Annotated in this window: 11 protein-coding genes; 9 read left to right on the top strand and 2 right to left on the bottom strand. The window is 71.6% G+C overall.

The genetic code is table 11. The features are described 5' to 3' along the window. The first annotated feature begins 3 nt into the window (after nucleotides 1-3). Nucleotides 4-1,239, top strand: a complete 1,236-nt coding sequence (mycP, locus tag ACIPYS_RS36420) for a type VII secretion-associated serine protease mycosin (RefSeq protein WP_093860322.1) — start codon at nucleotides 4-6, stop codon at nucleotides 1,237-1,239. 101 nt (nucleotides 1,240-1,340) lie between these two features. Here the strand turns inward: mycP and ACIPYS_RS36415 are convergent, their stop codons facing one another. Both ACIPYS_RS36415 and eccCa read right to left on the bottom strand, forming a co-directional pair. Further along, a complete protein-coding gene (locus ACIPYS_RS36415) occupies nucleotides 1,341-2,753 on the bottom strand; it encodes an APC family permease (RefSeq protein ID WP_400754381.1) in 1,413 nt (470 codons plus the stop codon). Between the two features lie 473 nt (nucleotides 2,754-3,226). After that, nucleotides 3,227-7,177: a type VII secretion protein EccCa gene (eccCa, locus tag ACIPYS_RS36410; RefSeq protein ID WP_400754379.1), complete on the bottom strand. Its 3,951-nt coding sequence runs from the start codon at nucleotides 7,175-7,177 to the stop codon at nucleotides 3,227-3,229. Between the two features lie 435 nt (nucleotides 7,178-7,612). On the opposite strand from eccCa, the gene eccD reads away from it, so the two are divergent. The 8 genes from eccD to ACIPYS_RS36370 all read left to right on the top strand — a co-directional run bounded on the left by eccD (nucleotide 7,613) and on the right by ACIPYS_RS36370 (nucleotide 18,033). Then, nucleotides 7,613-9,076, top strand: coding sequence for a type VII secretion integral membrane protein EccD (eccD, locus tag ACIPYS_RS36405; protein ID WP_093860319.1), 1,464 nt, complete (start codon nucleotides 7,613-7,615; stop codon nucleotides 9,074-9,076). 185 nt (nucleotides 9,077-9,261) lie between these two features. Further along, entirely contained in the window at nucleotides 9,262-9,552 is a 291-nt protein-coding gene (rpsO, locus tag ACIPYS_RS36400) for a 30S ribosomal protein S15 (RefSeq protein WP_093860318.1), read from the top strand. A gap of 463 nt (nucleotides 9,553-10,015) precedes the next feature. Then, complete coding sequence (locus ACIPYS_RS36395) at nucleotides 10,016-12,223, top strand: polyribonucleotide nucleotidyltransferase (RefSeq protein ID WP_093860317.1); 2,208 nt, start codon at nucleotides 10,016-10,018, stop codon at nucleotides 12,221-12,223. Between the two features lie 69 nt (nucleotides 12,224-12,292). Continuing rightward, the gene (locus ACIPYS_RS36390; protein WP_400754375.1) at nucleotides 12,293-13,681 is read left to right on the top strand and encodes a M16 family metallopeptidase; all 1,389 of its coding nucleotides are present in this window, start codon (nucleotides 12,293-12,295) and stop codon (nucleotides 13,679-13,681) included. A gap of 14 nt (nucleotides 13,682-13,695) precedes the next feature. Beyond that, entirely contained in the window at nucleotides 13,696-14,442 is a 747-nt protein-coding gene (dapB, locus tag ACIPYS_RS36385) for a 4-hydroxy-tetrahydrodipicolinate reductase (protein ID WP_400754372.1), read from the top strand. 7 nt (nucleotides 14,443-14,449) lie between these two features. After that, nucleotides 14,450-14,926: a hypothetical protein gene (locus ACIPYS_RS36380; RefSeq protein ID WP_093860314.1), complete on the top strand. Its 477-nt coding sequence runs from the start codon at nucleotides 14,450-14,452 to the stop codon at nucleotides 14,924-14,926. 349 nt (nucleotides 14,927-15,275) lie between these two features. Continuing rightward, nucleotides 15,276-16,175, top strand: a complete 900-nt coding sequence (gene dapA / locus ACIPYS_RS36375) for a 4-hydroxy-tetrahydrodipicolinate synthase (protein ID WP_093860313.1) — start codon at nucleotides 15,276-15,278, stop codon at nucleotides 16,173-16,175. A 172-nt stretch (nucleotides 16,176-16,347) separates the two neighbouring features. Beyond that, nucleotides 16,348-18,033 carry a ribonuclease J gene (locus tag ACIPYS_RS36370; RefSeq protein ID WP_400754367.1) on the top strand — a complete coding sequence of 562 codons (1,686 nt, stop codon included), beginning with the start codon at nucleotides 16,348-16,350 and terminating at the stop codon, nucleotides 18,031-18,033. The last annotated feature ends 358 nt before the right edge of the window (nucleotides 18,034-18,391 follow it).

Below are 18,391 nucleotides of genomic sequence, written 5' to 3'. Positions count from 1 at the left end.
GAGATGAGGGGTGGCAGGGTGCCGGTGGCCAGGTACCGGACGGCGGCCGCGGCGGCGGCCGCGCTCGCACTGCTCGGCGGCCCGCTGGCGGTGCCGGCGGCGGCCGAGGGGCCGGGCGTCTCGGCGTCGGGGGAGTGCGGCAAGAACGCCCAGAACGTGCAGGCCGTGCCCTGGTCGCTCCAGCGGATGGTGCTGGACGAGCTCTGGCAGGGCGGCGCGACCACCGGCGCGGGCGTCCTGGTCGCGGTCATCGACACCGGGGTGGACGACCAGAACCCGCAGCTGGCCGACAAGGTCCTCGACGGCGGTTCGCTGCTGAAGGACAAGGAGGGCAAGCGGGTCGAGGGCGGTGGCAAGGACGACCTGGTCGGCCACGGCACCAAGGTGGCCGGCATCATCGCGGCCTCCCGCAGCGACCGGACCGGTTTCGTCGGCATCGCCCCGGGCGCCACCGTGCTGTCCATCCGGCAGAACGACGCCGAGGGCAACGGCGACGTGCACTCGCTGGTGGACGCCGTCAACTCGGCCGTCGCCCAGGGGGCCAAGGTCATCAACATCTCGCAGGACGTGCGCGGCGCGGCCGACACCCGCTTCGTCGGCTACGAGGAGCTGAAGGCGGCGGTCGACAACGCGGAGAACCGGGGCGTGGTGGTGGTCGCCTCCTCCGGCAACGACGGCAAGAAGGGCGACACCTTCCCGGCGGCCTTCCGTACGGTGCTCGCCGTCGGCGCCTCCGACCGCAACAACGAGCGCACCTACTTCTCCCAGTACGGCGATTTCGTGGACGTCGCGGCCCCGGGCGTCGACATGCTCTCCACCGTCCCGCGCGGCGGGCAGTGCGTGGACAACGGCACCAGCTTCGCCGCGCCGTACGTGGCCGGGCTGGCGGCGCTGCTGGTCGGCGCGCACAAGGACTGGCGGCCGAGCCAGGTGCGCGCCTGGATCGAGCAGACCGCGCAGCGCACCGACCACAAGGCGAACGAGTACATCGGCTGGGGCGTGGTCGACCCGGTGAAGGCCGTCACCACCGCGCCCGCGGCGCCGCCGGACAAGCCGGCCGAGGACCCGCCGGTGCAGCTGGCATCGGCCCCGATCGTGCCCCGCCCGCTCGGCCTCGGCGAGACCCAGGCCGACCGCGACGGCCGGACCGCGACCTATGTCCTGGGTGCGGGGGCGCTGCTGGTCGCCCTGCTGATCGGCGGCGGCATCGTGCTGCGCGACCACCGCCGGCGCCCCTGACCCGTGCCCGGACCGCCGGGCGGCGAGCGGACGCGGCAGTGCCCCGGGCCAGGGGGAGCCCGGGGCACTGCCGTGTGGGGGAGGGGTGGGGGTCCGGTGGGTCAGGCCTGCTGGTCCTCGGGGACGGTGATCACCCAGCGGGTGTCCTGCCGCGGGCGCAGGTAGAGCAGCCAGTAGAGGGTGGCGACGGCGGTGATGCCGCCGGTCCACAGCAGCGGCACGGTGTCCAGCTGGGTGATCACGTAGACCAGCACCGCGATCAGCGCCACCGGGACGGCCGGCCACAGCGGCATCCGCCAGGCGGCGGCGTGCTTGTGCCGGTCGCGGCGGGAGAGCAGGGCGGCGATCGCGACCAGCAGGTACATCCCGGTGACGGCGACGCCGGTGATCTCGCTCAGCAGCTCGCCCTTGACGAAGCAGAGCGCGGCGCCCGGGAGGCCGACGGCCAGGGTGGCGACCCACGGGGAGCCGAACCGGCCCAGGGTGCCGAAGGCCTTGTTGACCGGGCCGGGCCACGCCTTGTCGCGGGCCGAGGCGAACAGCACCCGGGAGTTCTGGATGACCATGACGATGCCGGCGTTGATGATGGCCAGCGCGACGCAGAGGCTGATGAAGGTGCCGACGGCCGAGTTGCTCCAGGCGGTGACCATGCCGGAGATGTCGCCGGAGCTCAGGGTGGCGAGGTCGGGGGCGCCCATGGTGATGGCGGCGACCGGGACCAGGATGACGGCGGCGGAGATCGCCAGCGTCCACAGCACGGTGCGGGAGACGTTGCGGCGCGGGTTCTCCAGCTCCTCGGAGAGGTAGACGGCGGTGGAGAAGCCCTGGGTGATGAAGAGCGCGATGCCGAGGGCGCCGATGATCGCGCCGATGCTCACCGTGGTGGTGACGCCGTCCTCGCCGGTGACCACGCCGTGCAGCATGCTGGGGGCGCCGCTGTTGGCGTGGGCGAAGCCGAGCACGGAGACGACGCCGGCCGCGATGACCTCCAGCACCAGGAAGACGCCGGTGATCCAGGCGTTGGCGCGCAGGTCCAGCAGGCCGGCCAGGGTGGCGGCGAGCATCACCGCGGCACCGGCCAGCGGCTTGTCGACGTGCAGGACGGGCGCCAGGTAGTCGGCGGTGCCGAGGGCGATGACCGAGGGGACGATCATCACCACGATCAGCGAGAGCACGAACACCAGCCAGCCGGCCAGCCGTCCGGCCAGGGTGCCGACCATGGCGTACTCGCCGCCGGCGCTGGGGATCAGGGTGCCGAGCTCGGAGTAGCAGAAGGCGACCGCGATGCAGAGCACCGAGCCGATCGCGATGGCCAGCGCGGTGGCGCTGCCGATGCTGGAGAACAGCTCCGGGACGATCACGAAGAGGGTGGAGGCCGGGGTGACGCAGGACAGCGTGAGCAGTGTGCCGCCCACGACGCCGATCGAACGCTTGAGCGTCTGCGGGGCGGCGGGGGTGCCCGTGCCGGCCGGGGCGGTGGCCGCGGCGGTCGGTGGGCGAAGCGTGTCGGTCATCGGGGCATCCGATCGGCTCTGTGCGGTCCTGGGGAGGGAGCGGTATCGCCTCCGCTGGCTGGTCTGCTCGGTTCTGGTCCTGTCGCTCCCGGGCCGCCATGGAACCTTGGCCGTATCGATCGCGTCAATGCCGGAATCGCTTCGGAATCCGTTGTCACTGTGCGCATAAACATGCGATCTGATGATCACTTATCGTCATCACTATGCATGTCCGACTTGTTACTTTCGCCACAACACACTTGAATCCAAGGTGAACGTGGTGTTGCGCGCCCCAATCAAAGGTCTTGACCAGATGCGGAGGCAGGTCGACCGGAAGCCGCCGGGTCGCCGGGCCCACCGCCGGCCGGGTACGGGAACCGCAGCCCTCCGGCGGAAAGATCTAGGTAACGTTTCGGAACCTGGACGTCGGAAGGGGTCGGACCCCCGAGGATCCGACCCCTTCCGACACGCTCCGTGACCACCGTCCCCAGCCGCTACGGCGCCGGCAGCCAGCCCGTCTGCACCATCTGCCCGCTGGTCACCCGGCGCGAGACGAACACGCCCCGGCCCGGCGGCAGCGCCTGCGGCTTGACGTTGCCCAGCAGCGGGCCCTCGTCCCGGTTGCCGGACAGCAGCACGCCCTGCCCGCCCAGCTCCCGCATCCGCTGCATGAACGGCTCGTACAGCGAGCGCCCGGCACCGCCGGCGCTGCGCGCGACGACCACCCGCAGCCCGATGTCGCGCGCGAACGGCAGGAACTCGGCCAGCGCGGCCAGCGGATTGCCCGAGGAGGTCGCCACCAGCTCGTAGTCGTCCACCACCACGAACATGTCCTTGCCGCTGTACCAGCTGCGGTTGCGCAGCTGCTCCGCGGTCACGTCGGGACCGGGCAGCCGGCGCGCGCAGGCCCCGCGCAGCATCTCCACCACGGAACTCATGGCCGGCTGCGCGGCGGCGTACTCGACCAGGTACTCCGGCGGGACCACGCCGAGCAGCGCGCGCCGGTAGTCGCCGACCACGATCCCCGCCTGGTCCGGGGTGTACCGCTCGGTGATCTGCTTGACCAGCATCCGCAGCAGCGCGGACTTCCCGGACTCGGTGTCGCCGAACACGATGAACAGCGGGTCGGTCTCGAAGTTGACGAAGGCCGGTGCCAGTTCCGCCTCGTCGACGCCGAAGGCGACACCCCGCTCCGGGTGCTCGAAGCCCTTCGGCAGCGACTGCCCGTCCAGCACCGTCGGCAGCATCCGCACCTGCGGCGCGCGCGGACCGGTCCAGGCCCCGGCGACCGCCCGGACCAGCCCGGCCACACCGTCCTGCAGGTCCTCCACCGAACCGGAGCCGTCCAGCCGGGGCAGACCGGTGAGGAAGTGCAGCCGGTCCGCGGTGACGCCCCGGCCCGGTACGGCCGGTACGGCCTGGGCCACCCGGCGGTCCACCTCGGACTCCATCGCGTCGCCGAGCTTCAGCTCGCTCCGGTTCTGCAGCAGGTCCTTGAGTGCCGGGCGGACCTCGGCGTACCGGGTCGCGGTGACGATCAGGTGGACGCCGTAGCCGAGGCCCCGCTGGGCGATGTCGCCGATGACCGGCTCCAGCGCCTCGAACTCCTGCTTGAAGGTGTTCCAGCCGTCGACCACCAGGAAGACGTCGCCGAACCGCTCGTCGGGCAGCGCGCCGGCGGCCCGACGGGCCCGGTAGGTGCCGATGGAGTCGATCCCGGTGCTGCGGAAGAGCTCCTCGCGCCGGTTGAGCACCCCGTGCACCTCGGAGACCGTGCGGCGGACCTTCTCCGCGTCCAGCCGCCCGGCCACCCCGCCGACGTGCGGCAGGTCCTGGAGCGACTGGAAGCCGCCACCGCCGAAGTCCAGCAGGTAGAACTGCACCTCCAGCGGCGTGTGGGTGAGCGCGAACGAGGCCACCGTGGTGCGGATCATGGTCGACTTGCCGGAGCGCGGGCCGCCGACCACCAGTCCGTGGCCGGCCGCGCCCGCGTAGTCCTGGTCGAGGATGTCGCGCTTCTGGTCGCGCGGCTTGTCGACGATCCCGACCGGCACCCGCAGCCGGCCCAGCGTGCCCGACTGCGGTGCGGTCAGCCCGCGCTCGCCGGTCGCCTGCAGCGGCGGCAGCAGCTGGTCCACGCTCGGCGGCGCGTCCAGCGGCGGCAGCCACACCTGGTGCGCGGCCGGGCCCTGGCCCGCCATCCGCTGCACGAACACGTCCAGCACGGTGTCCGCCAGGGCGTCGTCCTGCTCCTCGACCAGCGGCTCGACCTCCTCCTGCACCAGCGGCTCGGTCACCGGCACCTCGGCCGCGGTGAACCGCACCGGCCGCGCGGACACCAGCCGGCCGCCGGTCGACCGCTGCTGCCCCGGTGCCCGGTAGGCGCCGGAGACGTAGGCGGCCTTGAACCGCTCCATCACGTCGGTGCCGAACTTCAGGTAGCCGACACCCGGTACCGGCGGCAGGTGGTAGGCGTCCGGGACACCGATCGCCGCCCGCGACTCGGCCGCCGAGAAGGTGCGCAGACCGATCCGGTAGGAGAGATAGGTGTCCAGGCCGCGCAGCTTGCCCTCCTCGAGACGCTGCGAGGCCAGCAGCAGATGCACCCCGAGGGACCGGCCGATCCGGCCGATCTGGATGAACATGTCGATGAAGTCGGGCTTGGCGGTGAGGAGTTCGGAGAACTCGTCGATGATCAGCACCAGCGAGGGCAGCGGGTCCAGCGCCGCGCCGGCCGCCCGGGCCCGCTCGTACTCGTGGATGTTCGCGTAGTTGCCCGCCCGGTGCAGCAGCTCCTGGCGCCGGTTGAGCTCGCCCTCGATGGCGTCCCGCATCCGGTCGACCAGGGTGAGCTGGCCCTCCAGGTTGGTGATCACCGCCGAGGTGTGCGGCATGTCCGCCATGCCCGCGAAGGTGGCGCCGCCCTTGAAGTCGGCGAGCACGAAGTTCAGCGTCTCCGAGGAGTGCGTCATCGCCAGCGCCAGGACCAGGGTGCGCAGCAGCTCGGACTTGCCGGAGCCGGTCGCGCCGACGCACAGGCCGTGCGGGCCCATGCCCTCCAGTGCGGCCTCCTTGAGGTCCAGGTACACGTGCTCGCCGCCGGCTCCGACGCCGATCGGCACCCGCAGCCGCTCGTGCTGCGCCCGCTGCCGCCAGCTGCGGGTCACGTCGAAGGAGCCCGGGTCGCCGGAGTTCATCAGATCGGTGAAGTCCAGGTTGGACAGCAGGGGCTCGTCGTCGCCGCCGGCCGAGGCCCGGTACGGCGCCAGCTGCCGGGCCAGCGCCTCGGACTGCCAGGCGCCGAGGCTGTCCGGCTTGCCGGTGTACGTGGCACCCGAGGCGGAGCGCAGCACCAGCGCGTCCGGCGAGACGGTGACGATCAGGTGCCCGCTCGGCTCGTCCAGGTCACCCGGGACCACCTCGACGATGGTCACCCCGTGCACGCCCTCGGCGCCGGCCAGCAGCGAGTCGTGCGGCACCGAGGCACCGTCCATGACGACCACGATGTGCGGCTGGTCGGCGGCCGGGGCGGCGTCCCGGACGAACCGCTGCCGGCCGGCCAGCTCGTCCTGGAGCAGCAGCTCCAGGTCGCCGAGCCCGGTGGCGATCAGCCGGCGGGAGCCGGCGCCGTCGTTCTCCTTGCGGTGCTGGTTGTGCGGGAGCCACTTGGTCCACTCCCACTCGTCCACCGCGCCGGGCGCCGCGGCGACCGTGATCAGCAGGTCGTCCGGCGAGTGCAGGGTGGTCAGCTGGGCGATCATCGCCCGGACGTTCCCGTACACGGTGTCCGGGTCGCCGCAGACCGTGATGTGGTAGAAGGCGCGCAGCGAGATCGCCAGCGGCAGGTCCTGCAGGGTGCCGTGGGCGTTCAGGAAGGTCCGCATCGCGGCCGCCGAGAGCGGCTCCAGCTCGTCCATCGGCGCGGTCTGCGGTGCGACCAGCGGGGTGGACAGCTGCACCGGCCCGCGGCCGACCCTGATCTGCGCGAAGTCGGCGTCACCGGCCCGCCGCTCCCACAGGCGCCGGCCGTCGGCGACGATCGACCAGAGCTGGTCCGGCTCGGGATTCAGGAACAGCTGCGCGCCGCGCTGGCGCTCGGCGGTCCGGCGGACCTGGCGGCGCATCTGCTGGAGGTACTTGAGGTAGTCGCGCCGCTCGTCCGCGGTGGCCGTGGAGCCGCCCTTGCGGGCCCGGACGATCTGGGCGAGCGCCATGCCGACCGTCGAGACGATCATCAGACCGCCCATGATCTTCATCGGGGCCTGGGCTCCGGGGGCGAAGAAGAACACCGCCGAACCGCCCATGCCGAGCATCGGCAGGATGCTCATCACCCAGTCCTCGCCGCCCGAGCGGGGCAGTTCGGGCGGGGGCACCAGCTCCACCGGCTCGTCCGGCACCGCGGGCGGATAGGCCCGGGGCGGCCGCTTGACCATGATCACGCCCATGCGCGTCCCACCCCCCGACCACGAACGCTTCGCAAGATCACTACGGCATCAGCCCTCACGCAACAGGATCCGTACGGGTGAGGACGCCCCGTATGACGCCGCCCCCGCTCCGCCGACCGCAGGCATCCGGGGAGGAGCGCGCCGCCCCCGCCGCCCTGCGCAGGGGCCGATCCTACTGGGGCCCGCTCCCACGGCCCCGCCCGCCCTCCGCGGGGCCGGGCACGAACCGAGCGGGTAGGGTAACGCCGCGCCAACTCGTGGCCGCGCCCGGCCGGTTCCGCCCGGCGGGCGCCCGCGCGAGGGCCGGACCGGCCGGCCGCCGGTGCCGCGCCGGCACCGTGGGACGGCGGCACCGCGCACCGGTGCCGAGCACCTGTCACCGAACACCGTCATCAAGGGGGAGCGCCCAGTGCGTCGAGCGAACGAGGTGCGGGCATGACGACGCCCGCGACCACCGGCTTCTGCCGGGTCACCGTCGTCGCGCCGGACAGCCGGATCGACGTCGCCCTGCCCGAGGACGTCCCGCTCGCGGACGTGTACCCCGAGGTGCTGCGACTGTCCGGCCAGACCCAGCCCGACGGCGTTCCCACCGGCTTCCACCTGGTCCGCCGCGACGGCACCGTGCTCGACGGCGGACGCTCGCTCGCCGCCCAGCAGGTGCGCGACGGCGACCTGCTCAACCTGCGCCCGTTCGCCGAATCACTGCCGCCCGCCGTCTACGACGACGTCGCCGACGCGATCGCCACCGCCGGCGAGACCGACCGCCGGTTCTGGGGCCCCGAGCTGATGCGCGCCTTCGGCCTCGTCGGCGCCGGTGTGCTGCTCACCCTGCTCGGCTTCGCGCTCTGGTTCGCCGACCTGCGCCACGACATGCACGGCCTGCCCGGCGTGCTCTCCGGCGTCGTCGCGGTGGTGCTCACCGCCCTCGCCGGCGTCCGCGCCCGGGTCTACCGGGACGCCTGGGCCGGCCTCGCGCTCGGCCTCGGCGCCCTGCCGCACGCCCTGATCGCCGGCAGCGGCATCCTCGCGCCGACCGGCGGCCCGCTGGACGGCCCCGGCCGGCTCCAGTTCCTGACCGGCTGCGTCACCGTCCTGGTCGTCGCCGTCCTGCTGGTCGGCCTGCTCCCGGAGAAGGACTCCCTCTTCGTGGCCGCCGCCTTCCTGGCCGCGGCCGGCGCGCTCGCCACCTTCGCCGCCGTCCTGCTGCCGGGCACCCCGGCCCACCACATCGCCGCCGTCACCGGCGTCGCAGCCGTCGCCGTGATCGGCTTCCTGCCCGGCCTGTCCGCCCGCTTCGCCCGGCTGCCGGTCGGCTACAGCGCCCCCGGCCAGACCCGCGCCCGGGGCCGCGACCACGACGAGGACGCCGCCCGCGCCGAGCTGGTCCAGTACGAGCGGATCGCCCACCAGGCCCGCCGCGGCCACGAGGTGCTGGTCGGCCTGGTCGGCGGCTGCGCCGCGGTGGTCGTCGGTTCCTGCGCGGTGCTCGGCTTCACCGACCGGACCTTCCCCGAGCTGCTGGCCCTCGTCCTCGGACTGGCCGCCATGCTCCGGGCCCGGCTGTTCCGTTACAGCGCCCAGGTCCTCGCCCTCACCGTCGCCGGCCTGCTCGGCCTGTCCCTGCTGATCGTCGGACTCTCCCTGCACACCCCGCAGTTCGTGCTGCGGGTCGGCCTCGGCTCCACCGACGCCGATCTGCGCACCGTCTGGCTGACCGCCTCGATCGCCTTCGGCGCCGCCGTGCTCACCGCGATCGCCCTGGTGGTGCCGCGGCTCGGCGTCTCCCCCTTCTGGGGGCGCGTCCTGGACCTGGTCGACAGCCTCACCCTGATGTCGCTGGTCCCGCTGGTGCTGGCCGTGCTCGACGTCTACCGGCTGGTCCGCGGCGCCACCGGCTGATCCGCGCACCGGGGCCGCCGGCCGTCGGCGTCGGCGGCACTGGTACGCTTGGCCTCCGAGCGCAGCCGTGTGTCCGTTCCCGGGTGGGACGACGCCCGTCGGCAGCGCCCGTACACGACACCGAGTTCTCGCAGAGTCCTGTGCCGTAGACCAGGAACGCTCGGTATCACCTCGAAGGAGTTGCAGTGGCTCTCGCCTCTGACATCAAGAAGCAGATCATCGCCGAGTTCGGCCAGAAGGAGGGCGACACCGGCTCCCCCGAGGTCCAGGTCGCCATGCTCTCCCGCCGCATCTCGGACCTGACCGAGCACCTCAAGGCCCACAAGCACGACCACCACTCGCGTCGTGGCCTGCTGATCCTGGTCGGCCAGCGTCGCCGTCTGCTGCAGTACCTGGCCAAGAAGGACATCGAGCGTTTCCGTACGCTCGTCGACCGCCTGGGCATCCGCCGCGGTGCCGCCGGCGGCGCCCGCTGAGAACGCCGCTCGGGGCGGCTCCCCACACCGGGGAGCCGCCCCTCGCGCGTATGCCGCGACCGGTGAGCCGGGCGTCCACCACGGCGCCCGCGCCCCCCGGCCGGGGATAACAACTCGCGCGCACCTCCCCAGGTGGCCGAGGATTGCACCGTAGGGTTGTGGGCATGCCGGTGATGGCGCCGAAAGCGCGCCACCGGGCAGCAGGACCCGAACCCCCCGCGGGACGAAGGCTTCAAACGGAAGCCGCCCGCATCCGAGAGAGCGTCCAGACGCGGACCGCCCGTCCGAATCCGGCCGGCCGAGAGGCGCCGGTCCTCGGTAGTGGCCGCCGGAGGCCCCGCAGACCGAAGCGGGGACCGCCGGAGGCTTCGATCGAAGACCGGCCCGGACCGTCCAGGGTCAGCACGCAGGCGAATACGCGGGGACGCTCTCCCGGAGACGTACGAAAGAGGAGATCTTCCAGGTGGAAGAGAACGTGTTCTACGCCGAGGCCGTGATCGACAACGGTTCCTTCGGCACCCGTACCATCCGCTTCGAGACCGGCCGTCTGGCCCGTCAGGCCGCCGGCTCCGCCGTGGCCTACCTGGACGACGACACCATGGTGCTGTCGGCCACCAGCGCGTCCAAGCAGCCGAAGGAGCACTTCGACTTCTTCCCGCTGACCGTGGACGTCGAGGAGCGGATGTACGCCGCGGGCCGGATCCCCGGCTCGTTCTTCCGTCGCGAGGGCCGGCCCTCCGAGGACGCGATCCTCACCTGCCGCCTGATCGACCGCCCGCTGCGCCCGTCCTTCGTCAAGGGCCTGCGCAACGAGATCCAGGTCGTCGTCACCGTGATGGCGCTCAACCCGGACCACCTGTACGACGTGGTGGCCATCAACGCCGCCTCCGCCTCCACCCAGCTGGCGGGCCTGCCGTTCTCCGGCCCGATCGGTGGCGTCCGCGTCGCGCTGATCAACGGCCAGTGGGTGGCCTTCCCGACCCACAGCGAGCTGGAGTCGGCCGTCTTCGACATGGTCGTCGCCGGTCGCGTCCTGCCGGACGGCGACGTCGCGATCATGATGGTCGAGGCCGAGGCCACTGACAAGACCATCAAGCTGGTCGAGGGCGGCGCCGACGCGCCGACCGAGGAGATCGTCGCCGCCGGTCTGGACGCCGCCAAGCCGTTCATCAAGGTCCTCTGCGCCGCCCAGGCCCAGCTGGCCGCCCAGGCCGCGAAGCCGACCGGCGAGTTCCCGGTCTTCCTGGACTACCAGGACGACGTGCTCGCCGCGCTGACCGCCGCCGTCAAGGACGAGCTGGCGCAGGCCCTCACCATCGCGGGCAAGCAGGAGCGCAACAACGAGCTGGACCGCGTCAAGGCGCTGGCCGCCGAGAAGCTGCTGCCCGAGTTCGAGGGCCGCGAGAAGGAGATCAGCGCCGCCTACAACGCGCTGACCAAGAAGACCGTCCGCGAGCGCGTCATCAAGGACAAGGTCCGCATCGACGGCCGCGGTGTCACCGACATCCGCACCCTGGCCGCCGAGGTCGAGGCCATCCCGCGGGTGCACGGTTCGGCCCTGTTCGAGCGCGGCGAGACCCAGATCCTGGGTGTCACCACGCTGAACATGCTCCGCATGGAGCAGCAGCTCGACACGCTCTCCCCGGAGACGCGTCGCCGCTACATGCACAACTACAACTTCCCGCCGTACTCGGTCGGCGAGACCGGCCGCGTCGGTTCGCCGAAGCGCCGCGAGATCGGCCACGGCGCGCTCGCCGAGCGGGCGATCCTGCCGGTGCTGCCCTCCCGCGAGGACTTCCCGTACGCCATCCGCCAGGTCTCCGAGGCGCTCGGCTCCAACGGCTCCACCTCGATGGGCTCGGTCTGCGCCTCGACCATGTCGCTGCTGAACGCCGGTGTGCCGCTGAAGGCCGCCGTCGCCGGTATCGCCATGGGTCTGATCTCGCAGGAGATCGACGGCGAGACCCACTACGTGACCCTCACCGACATCCTCGGTGCCGAGGACGCGTACGGCGACATGGACTTCAAGGTCGCCGGTACCCGCAACTTCATCACCGCGCTGCAGCTGGACACCAAGCTCAACGGCATCCCGGCGTCGGTGCTGGCCGCCGCGCTGAAGCAGGCCCGCGACGCCCGCCTGCACATCCTCGACGTGATGAACGAGGCCATCGACTCCCCGGACGAGATGTCGCCGAACGCGCCGCGCATCATCACCATCAAGATCCCGGTGGACAAGATCGGTGAGGTCATCGGCCCCAAGGGCAAGATGATCAACCAGATCCAGGAGGACACCGGCGCCGAGATCACGATCGAGGACGACGGCACCATCTACATCGGTGCCGCCGACGGCCCGGCCGCCGAGGCCGCCCGCACCACGATCAACCAGATCGCCAACCCGACCATGCCGGAGGTCGGCGAGCGCTACCTGGGCACCGTGGTCAAGACCACGACCTTCGGTGCCTTCGTCTCGCTCATGCCGGGCAAGGACGGTCTGCTGCACATCTCGCAGATCCGCAAGCTCGCCGGTGGCAAGCGCGTGGAGAACGTCGAGGACATCCTCGGCGTCGGCGCCAAGGTGCAGGTCGAGATCGCCGAGATCGACCCGCGCGGCAAGCTCTCGCTGATCCCGGTCGTCGAGGGCGAGGAGAACGGCGAGGCCGCTTCCGAGTGAAGCGCCGCTAGCTGATCCCGCGGCCCGCACGCCCCCAGCGGCGTGCGGGCCGCACCCTGTTGTCCCCCCATGCTTCGACGGATTGCTTTCTACGGAGGTACCCCCGTGGCTCTGGCCTCGGCGGCGACGCAGCGCCCCGGCACGACCCGAACCCTGCTGAAGGGCGCGGACGGTGCCGGAACCGTGCGCCGCACCGTCCTTCCCGGCGGCCTGCGCGTCGTCACCGAGACCCTGCCGACGGTGCGCTCCGCGACCTTCGGCATCTGGGTCGGAGTCGGTTCCCGGGACGAGACCCCCCAGCTCAACGGCGCCACGCACTACCTGGAGCACCTGCTCTTCAAGGGCACCGAGCGGCGCAGCGCGCTGGACATCTCGGCCGCCCTGGACGCGGTCGGCGGTGAGATGAACGCCTTCACCGCCAAGGAGAACACCTGCTACTACGCGCGGGTGCTCGACACCGACCTGCCGCTGGCCATCGACGTGGTCTGCGACATGCTCACCGGCTCGCTGATCCGCCCCGAGGACGTCGAGGCCGAACGCGGCGTCATCCTCGAGGAGATGGCGATGGCCGAGGACGACCCGGGCGACGTCGTGCACGACCTCTTCGCCAAGGTGATCTTCGGCAGCGGCCCGCTCGGCCGCCCGATCCTCGGCACCCAGGAGACCGTCCGGGCGCTCACCCGCGACCAGATCGCGAACTTCTTCCACCGCCGCTACCGGCCCGAGCACCTCGTGATCGCGGCGGCCGGCAACCTGGACCACCGCAAGGTCGTCCGCCAGGTCGAGCGGGCCTTCGCACCGCTGCTCGCCAAGTCCGAGGCCGCCCCCGCCGAGGCCCGCCGCGGCGTCAAGGCGGTGCGCACCGCCGGCCGGGTCGAGGTGCTCAACCGCTCCACCGAGCAGGCCCACCTGGTGCTGGGCGTGCCCGGGGTGCCGCGGCACGACGAGCGCCGCTGGGCGATGGGCGTGCTCAACGCGGCCCTCGGCGGCGGGATGAGCTCGCGGCTGTTCCAGGAGGTGCGGGAGAAGCGCGGCCTGGCGTACTCGGTGTACTCCTACTCCTCCTCGTACGCCGACAGCGGCCTGTTCGGCATCTACGCCGGCTGCCAGCCCAAGCGGGTCGAGGAGGTGCTGCGGATCTGCCGCGAGGAGCTCGCCAAGGTGGTCGCCGAGGGCATCACCGAGGAGGAGCTGCGGCGGGCGATCGGCCAGATCTCCGGCTCCACCGTGCTCGGCATGGAGGACACCGGCTCGCTGATGAACCGGATCGGCAAGGCCGAGCTGAGCTACGGCCACCACCTCTCGGTGGACGACATGCTGGCGCGGATAGCCGCGGTGACCCTGGACGACGTGCACGAGGTCGCCCGTGATGTGCTGGGGGCGTACCGGCCCTCGCTCGCGCTGATCGGCCCGATCAGCGACAAGCGGGCCGCCAAGCTGGCCGACCTGCTGGCCTGAAGGGACTACTCACCATGACGCTGCGAGTCGCTGTGATCGGCGCCCGGGGCCGGATCGGCGCCGAGGCCGTCAAGGCCGTCGGGGCCGCGCCGGACCTGGAACTGGTGGCCACCCTCGGCCGGGGCTCGGAACTCTCCGAGCTGACCGACGCCGGGGTGCAGGTCGCGGTCGAACTGACCCACCCCGACTCGGTGATGGGCAACCTCGACTACTGCCTGTCGCACGGCATCCACGTGGTCACCGGCACCACCGGCTGGACCGAGGAGCGCCTCGCCACCGTCCGGGGGCAGCTCGCCGCCGCGCCGGAGCTGGGTCTGCTGATCGCGCCGAACTTCTCCATCGGCGCCGTGCTCGGCATGAAGTTCGCGCAGGCCGCGGCCAGGTACTTCGAGTCGGTCGAGGTCGTCGAGCTGCACCACGACCACAAGGCGGACGCCCCCAGCGGCACCGCCACCCGCACCGCCCAGCTGATCGCCGCCGCCCGGGCCGAGGCCGGCCGGGCGCCGCAGCAGGACCCGACCACGCACGGTCTGCCCGGCGCCCGGGGCGCCGACGTCGACGGGGTGCCGGTGCACTCGGTGCGGCTGCGCGGTCTGCTCGCCCACCAGCAGGTGATGTTCGGCGACGACGGCGAGACCCTCACCATCCGGCACGACTCGCTGCACCACAGCAGCTTCATGCCGGGCATCCTGCTCGGTGTGCGCAAGGTCGTGGAGACGCCCGGGCTCACCCTGGGCCTCGAGCACTTCCTGGACCTGTGAGCCCGGAATGACCTCCCGTACCGGCTTCTTCGTCCTCTCCGGAGTCCTGGCCCTGGTCGCGCTGATCTGCGTCGGCGAGGGTGTGCAACTGATCGCCACCGGCAAGCCGCTGGGCATCGGGCTGGGCCTGTGCGCCTTCGTCATCCCGGTCGTCGGCCTCTGGTTCCTGCGCCAGACGGTCCGCTTCGGACGGGACAGCGAGCGGCTCGCCCGCGAGCTGGAGGCCGAGGGCGGTCTGCCGGTCGACGAGCTGGAGCGCACCGACGGCGGGCGGATCGACCGCGGCTCGGCCGACGCGGTGTTCGCCCGCCGCAAGGCCGAGGCCGAGGCCGCCCCGGGCGACTGGCGGGTCTTCTTCCGACTCGCGGTGGCCTACGCCGACGCCGGCGACGTGCCGCGCGCCCGCAGGACCATGCAGCACGCGATCCGGCTGCACCGCGGTACCGGTGCCGCCGCCGACGAGCCCGCGAGCAGCAACGCTTGAGCGCCGCCGCGGCGGCCCCCGGGCGGTGGGCGGAGCTCGTGCCGCTCACCCGTGCGGCCTTCGGGAAGCACCGCCGTGTCGCACCCTGACCTGCGACGACGAGCATCCGGGGGGAGTGCCGGGCATGTCTGGATTGCGGCATTTCTGACCTCTCCCTAGGCTCGTGAACACGGATTCCGGTGCTGCTTGAACCCCCGAGCACGCAGCACCGGAATCCCATGTTTCCGCTGCTGGAACCGGTTCCGCGGGGGCCGTACCGGGACGATCCCGGACCGTTCCGCAGGCACGGCCGTCCGAACCGTGGACCGGCCTGGGTGTCGCCCCACCGCCTACGAGTAGTTTTGGACACATGGCTCCGACCTCCACCCCCCAGACGCCCTTCGGCCGGGTCCTGACCGCGATGGTGACACCGTTCACCGCCGACGGCGGCCTCGACCTCGACGGCGCCCAGCGCCTCGCCGCGCACCTCGTCGACTCCGGCAACGACGGCCTCGTCGTCAACGGCACCACCGGCGAGTCCCCGACCACCACTGACGCCGAGAAGGCCCAGCTCGTCCGCGCCGTGGTGGAGGCGGTCGGCGACCGGGCCCACGTGGTGGCCGGCGTCGGCACCAACGACACGCACCACAGCGTCGAGCTGGCCCGGCAGGCCGCGGCCGCCGGCGCGCACGGCCTGCTGTCGGTGACGCCGTACTACAGCAAGCCCCCGCAGGAGGGTCTGTACCGGCACACGGTGCGGATCGCCGACGCCACCGAACTCCCTGTCATGCTGTACGACATCCCGGGCCGCAGCGGCGTCGCGCTGAGCCACGAGACGCTGGTCCGGCTGGGCGAGCACCCGCGGATCGTGGCCAACAAGGACGCCAAGGGCGACCTGGGTGCCGCGTCCTGGGCGATCGCCCGCTCCGGCCTCGCCTGGTACTCCGGCGACGACATCCTCAACCTGCCGCTGCTGTCGGTCGGGGCGGTGGGTGTGGTGAGCGTGGTCGGGCACGTGGTCGCCGGAGAGCTGCGGACCATGGTCGAGGCCCACCTGGCCGGCGATGTGGCCAAGGCCACGGCGGTCCACCAGCGCCTGCTGCCGGTGTTCACCGGTATCTTCCGCACCCAGGGTGTCATTCTCACCAAGGCCGCGCTGGACCTCCGGGGTCTGCCGGCCGGGCCGCTGCGGCTGCCCCTGATCGGCGCGACTCCGGAGGAGATCGCGCAACTGAAGAAGGATCTCGCCGACGGCGGGGTAGACCTGTAACAGACGAAGACGTGCGCGCCCCGGCTCGCCGGACCCTCACGGGCCCGCCGCTGGACCGGACCGAAGGCGCGAGAGCACAGACCTGGTAGGAAAAACCGACACGGAGAACGCACGCCATATGTCTCACGGGGGAGGACCCCGGACATATGGCGTGCGTCGTGAGGAGAGTCTTTTGAGCCACCCGCATCCCGAACTCGGCACGCCGCCGGCCCTCAAGGCGGGCGCCCTGCGCATCACCCCGCTCGGCGGTCTCGGTGAGATCGGCCGCAACATGACGGTCTTCGAATACGGGGACCGCATTCTCATCGTCGACTGCGGTGTCCTCTTCCCCGAGGACGAGCAGCCCGGCGTCGACCTGATCCTCCCGGACTTCACCTACATCCGGGACCGCCTGGACAAGATCGACGGCATCGTCCTCACGCACGGCCACGAGGACCACATCGGCGCCGTCCCGTTCCTGCTCCGGGAGAACCCGGACATCCCGCTGATCGGGTCGAAGCTCACCCTGGCGCTCATCGAGGCCAAGCTCGCCGAGCACCGCATCCGTCCGTACGTGCTGGAGGTCGCCGAGGGCGACCGCGAGCGGATCGGCCCCTTCGACTGCCAGTTCATCGCGGTCAACCACTCCATCCCGGACGCGCTGGCCGTCGCCGTGCGCACGCCCGCCGGCATGGTCGTCGCCACCGGTGACTTCAAGATGGACCAGCTGCCGCTCGACGGCCGGCTGACCGACCTGCCGGCCTTCGCCAAGCTGGCGGAGGAGGGCATGGACCTGCTGCTGGTGGACTCCACCAACGCCGAGGTCCCCGGCTTCATCCCGTCCGAGCGGGACATCTCGGCCGCGCTGCGCAATGTCTTCGCGAGCGCCGAGAAGCGCATCATCGTGGCCTCCTTCGCGAGCCACGTGCACCGCATCCAGCAGGTGCTGGACGCCGCGCACGAGCACAAGCGCAAGGTCGCCTTCGTCGGCCGCTCGATGGTCCGCAACATGGGCATCGCGCGCGACCTCGGGTACCTGAAGGTCCCCGGCAACATGATCGTCGACGTCAAGCAGCTGGACGACCTGCCGGACAAGGACGTCGTGCTGATCTGTACCGGTTCGCAGGGCGAGCCGATGGCCGCGCTGTCCCGGATGGCCAACCGTGACCACCAGATCCGCATCGTCGAGGGCGACACCGTCGTCCTCGCCTCCTCGCTGATCCCCGGCAACGAGACCGCCATCTACCGGGTGATCAACGGCCTGACCCGCTGGGGCGCCAAGGTCGTCCACAAGGGCAACGCCAAGGTGCACGTCTCGGGCCACGCCTCGGCCGGCGAGCTGCTGTACTTCTTCAACATCTGCAGGCCGCGCAACCTCATGCCCGTCCACGGTGAGTGGCGCCACCTGCGGGCGGCGGCCGATCTCGGCATCGCCACCGGCGTTCCGCGCAACCGCGTGGTCATCGCCGAGGACGGCGTCTGCGTCGACCTGGAGAAGGGTGTCGCCCGCATCGTCGGCAAGGTGCAGGCCGGCTACGTCTACGTGGACGGCTCCTCGGTCGGCGACATCACCGAGGCCTCGCTCAAGGACCGCCGGATCCTCGGCGAGGAGGGCTTCATCTCCTGCTTCGTCGTGGTGGACTCCACCAACGGCAAGATCGTCGGTGGCCCGAGCATCCAGGCGCGGGGTTCCGGCATCGACGACGCCGCATTCGTGCCGGTGGCGGCCAAGCTCCAGGAGGCGCTCGACCGCTCGGCGGGCGACGGCGTGCTGGAGATCCGTCAGGTCCAGCAGCTGGTGCGCCGGACCCTCGGCAAGTGGGTCGCGGACAACTACCGCCGCCGCCCGATGATCCTGCCGGTCGTCGTCGAGGTGTGAGTCCGGGCGTGATTTGACGTGGGGCAACCCGGTGCGTAATGTTCTCCGGGTTGCCCCACGGGACGGCCCCCAGTCGAAGTCCTCGAAATGAAATTCGAGAACGGAGCGGGAAAACGGCCCGAGAAACTCTGATAGAGTTCGGGAGCGCCGAAAGGCCAGAGCAGATTCGATGAATGAAACTCCGGAAAACGGAGCGGAAAACATCTGATAAGCTTGAAACACGAAAGAACGAAGCGCCCGGAGGGCCGGTGTGAAAGCCGCCCGAAGGAAGTGTCCGTTCCTTGAGAACTCAACAGCGTGCCAAAAGTCAACGCCAGATATGTTGACATCCCCGGCCTCAGGGTTTCCTGGGGTTGGA

The sequence above is a fragment of the Kitasatospora sp. NPDC089913 genome (assembly GCF_044748625.1).
Classification (GTDB): domain Bacteria; phylum Actinomycetota; class Actinomycetes; order Streptomycetales; family Streptomycetaceae; genus Kitasatospora.
Note: the sequence above shows the minus strand (reverse complement) of the source record. Positions and strands in the feature narration are given on the sequence as shown.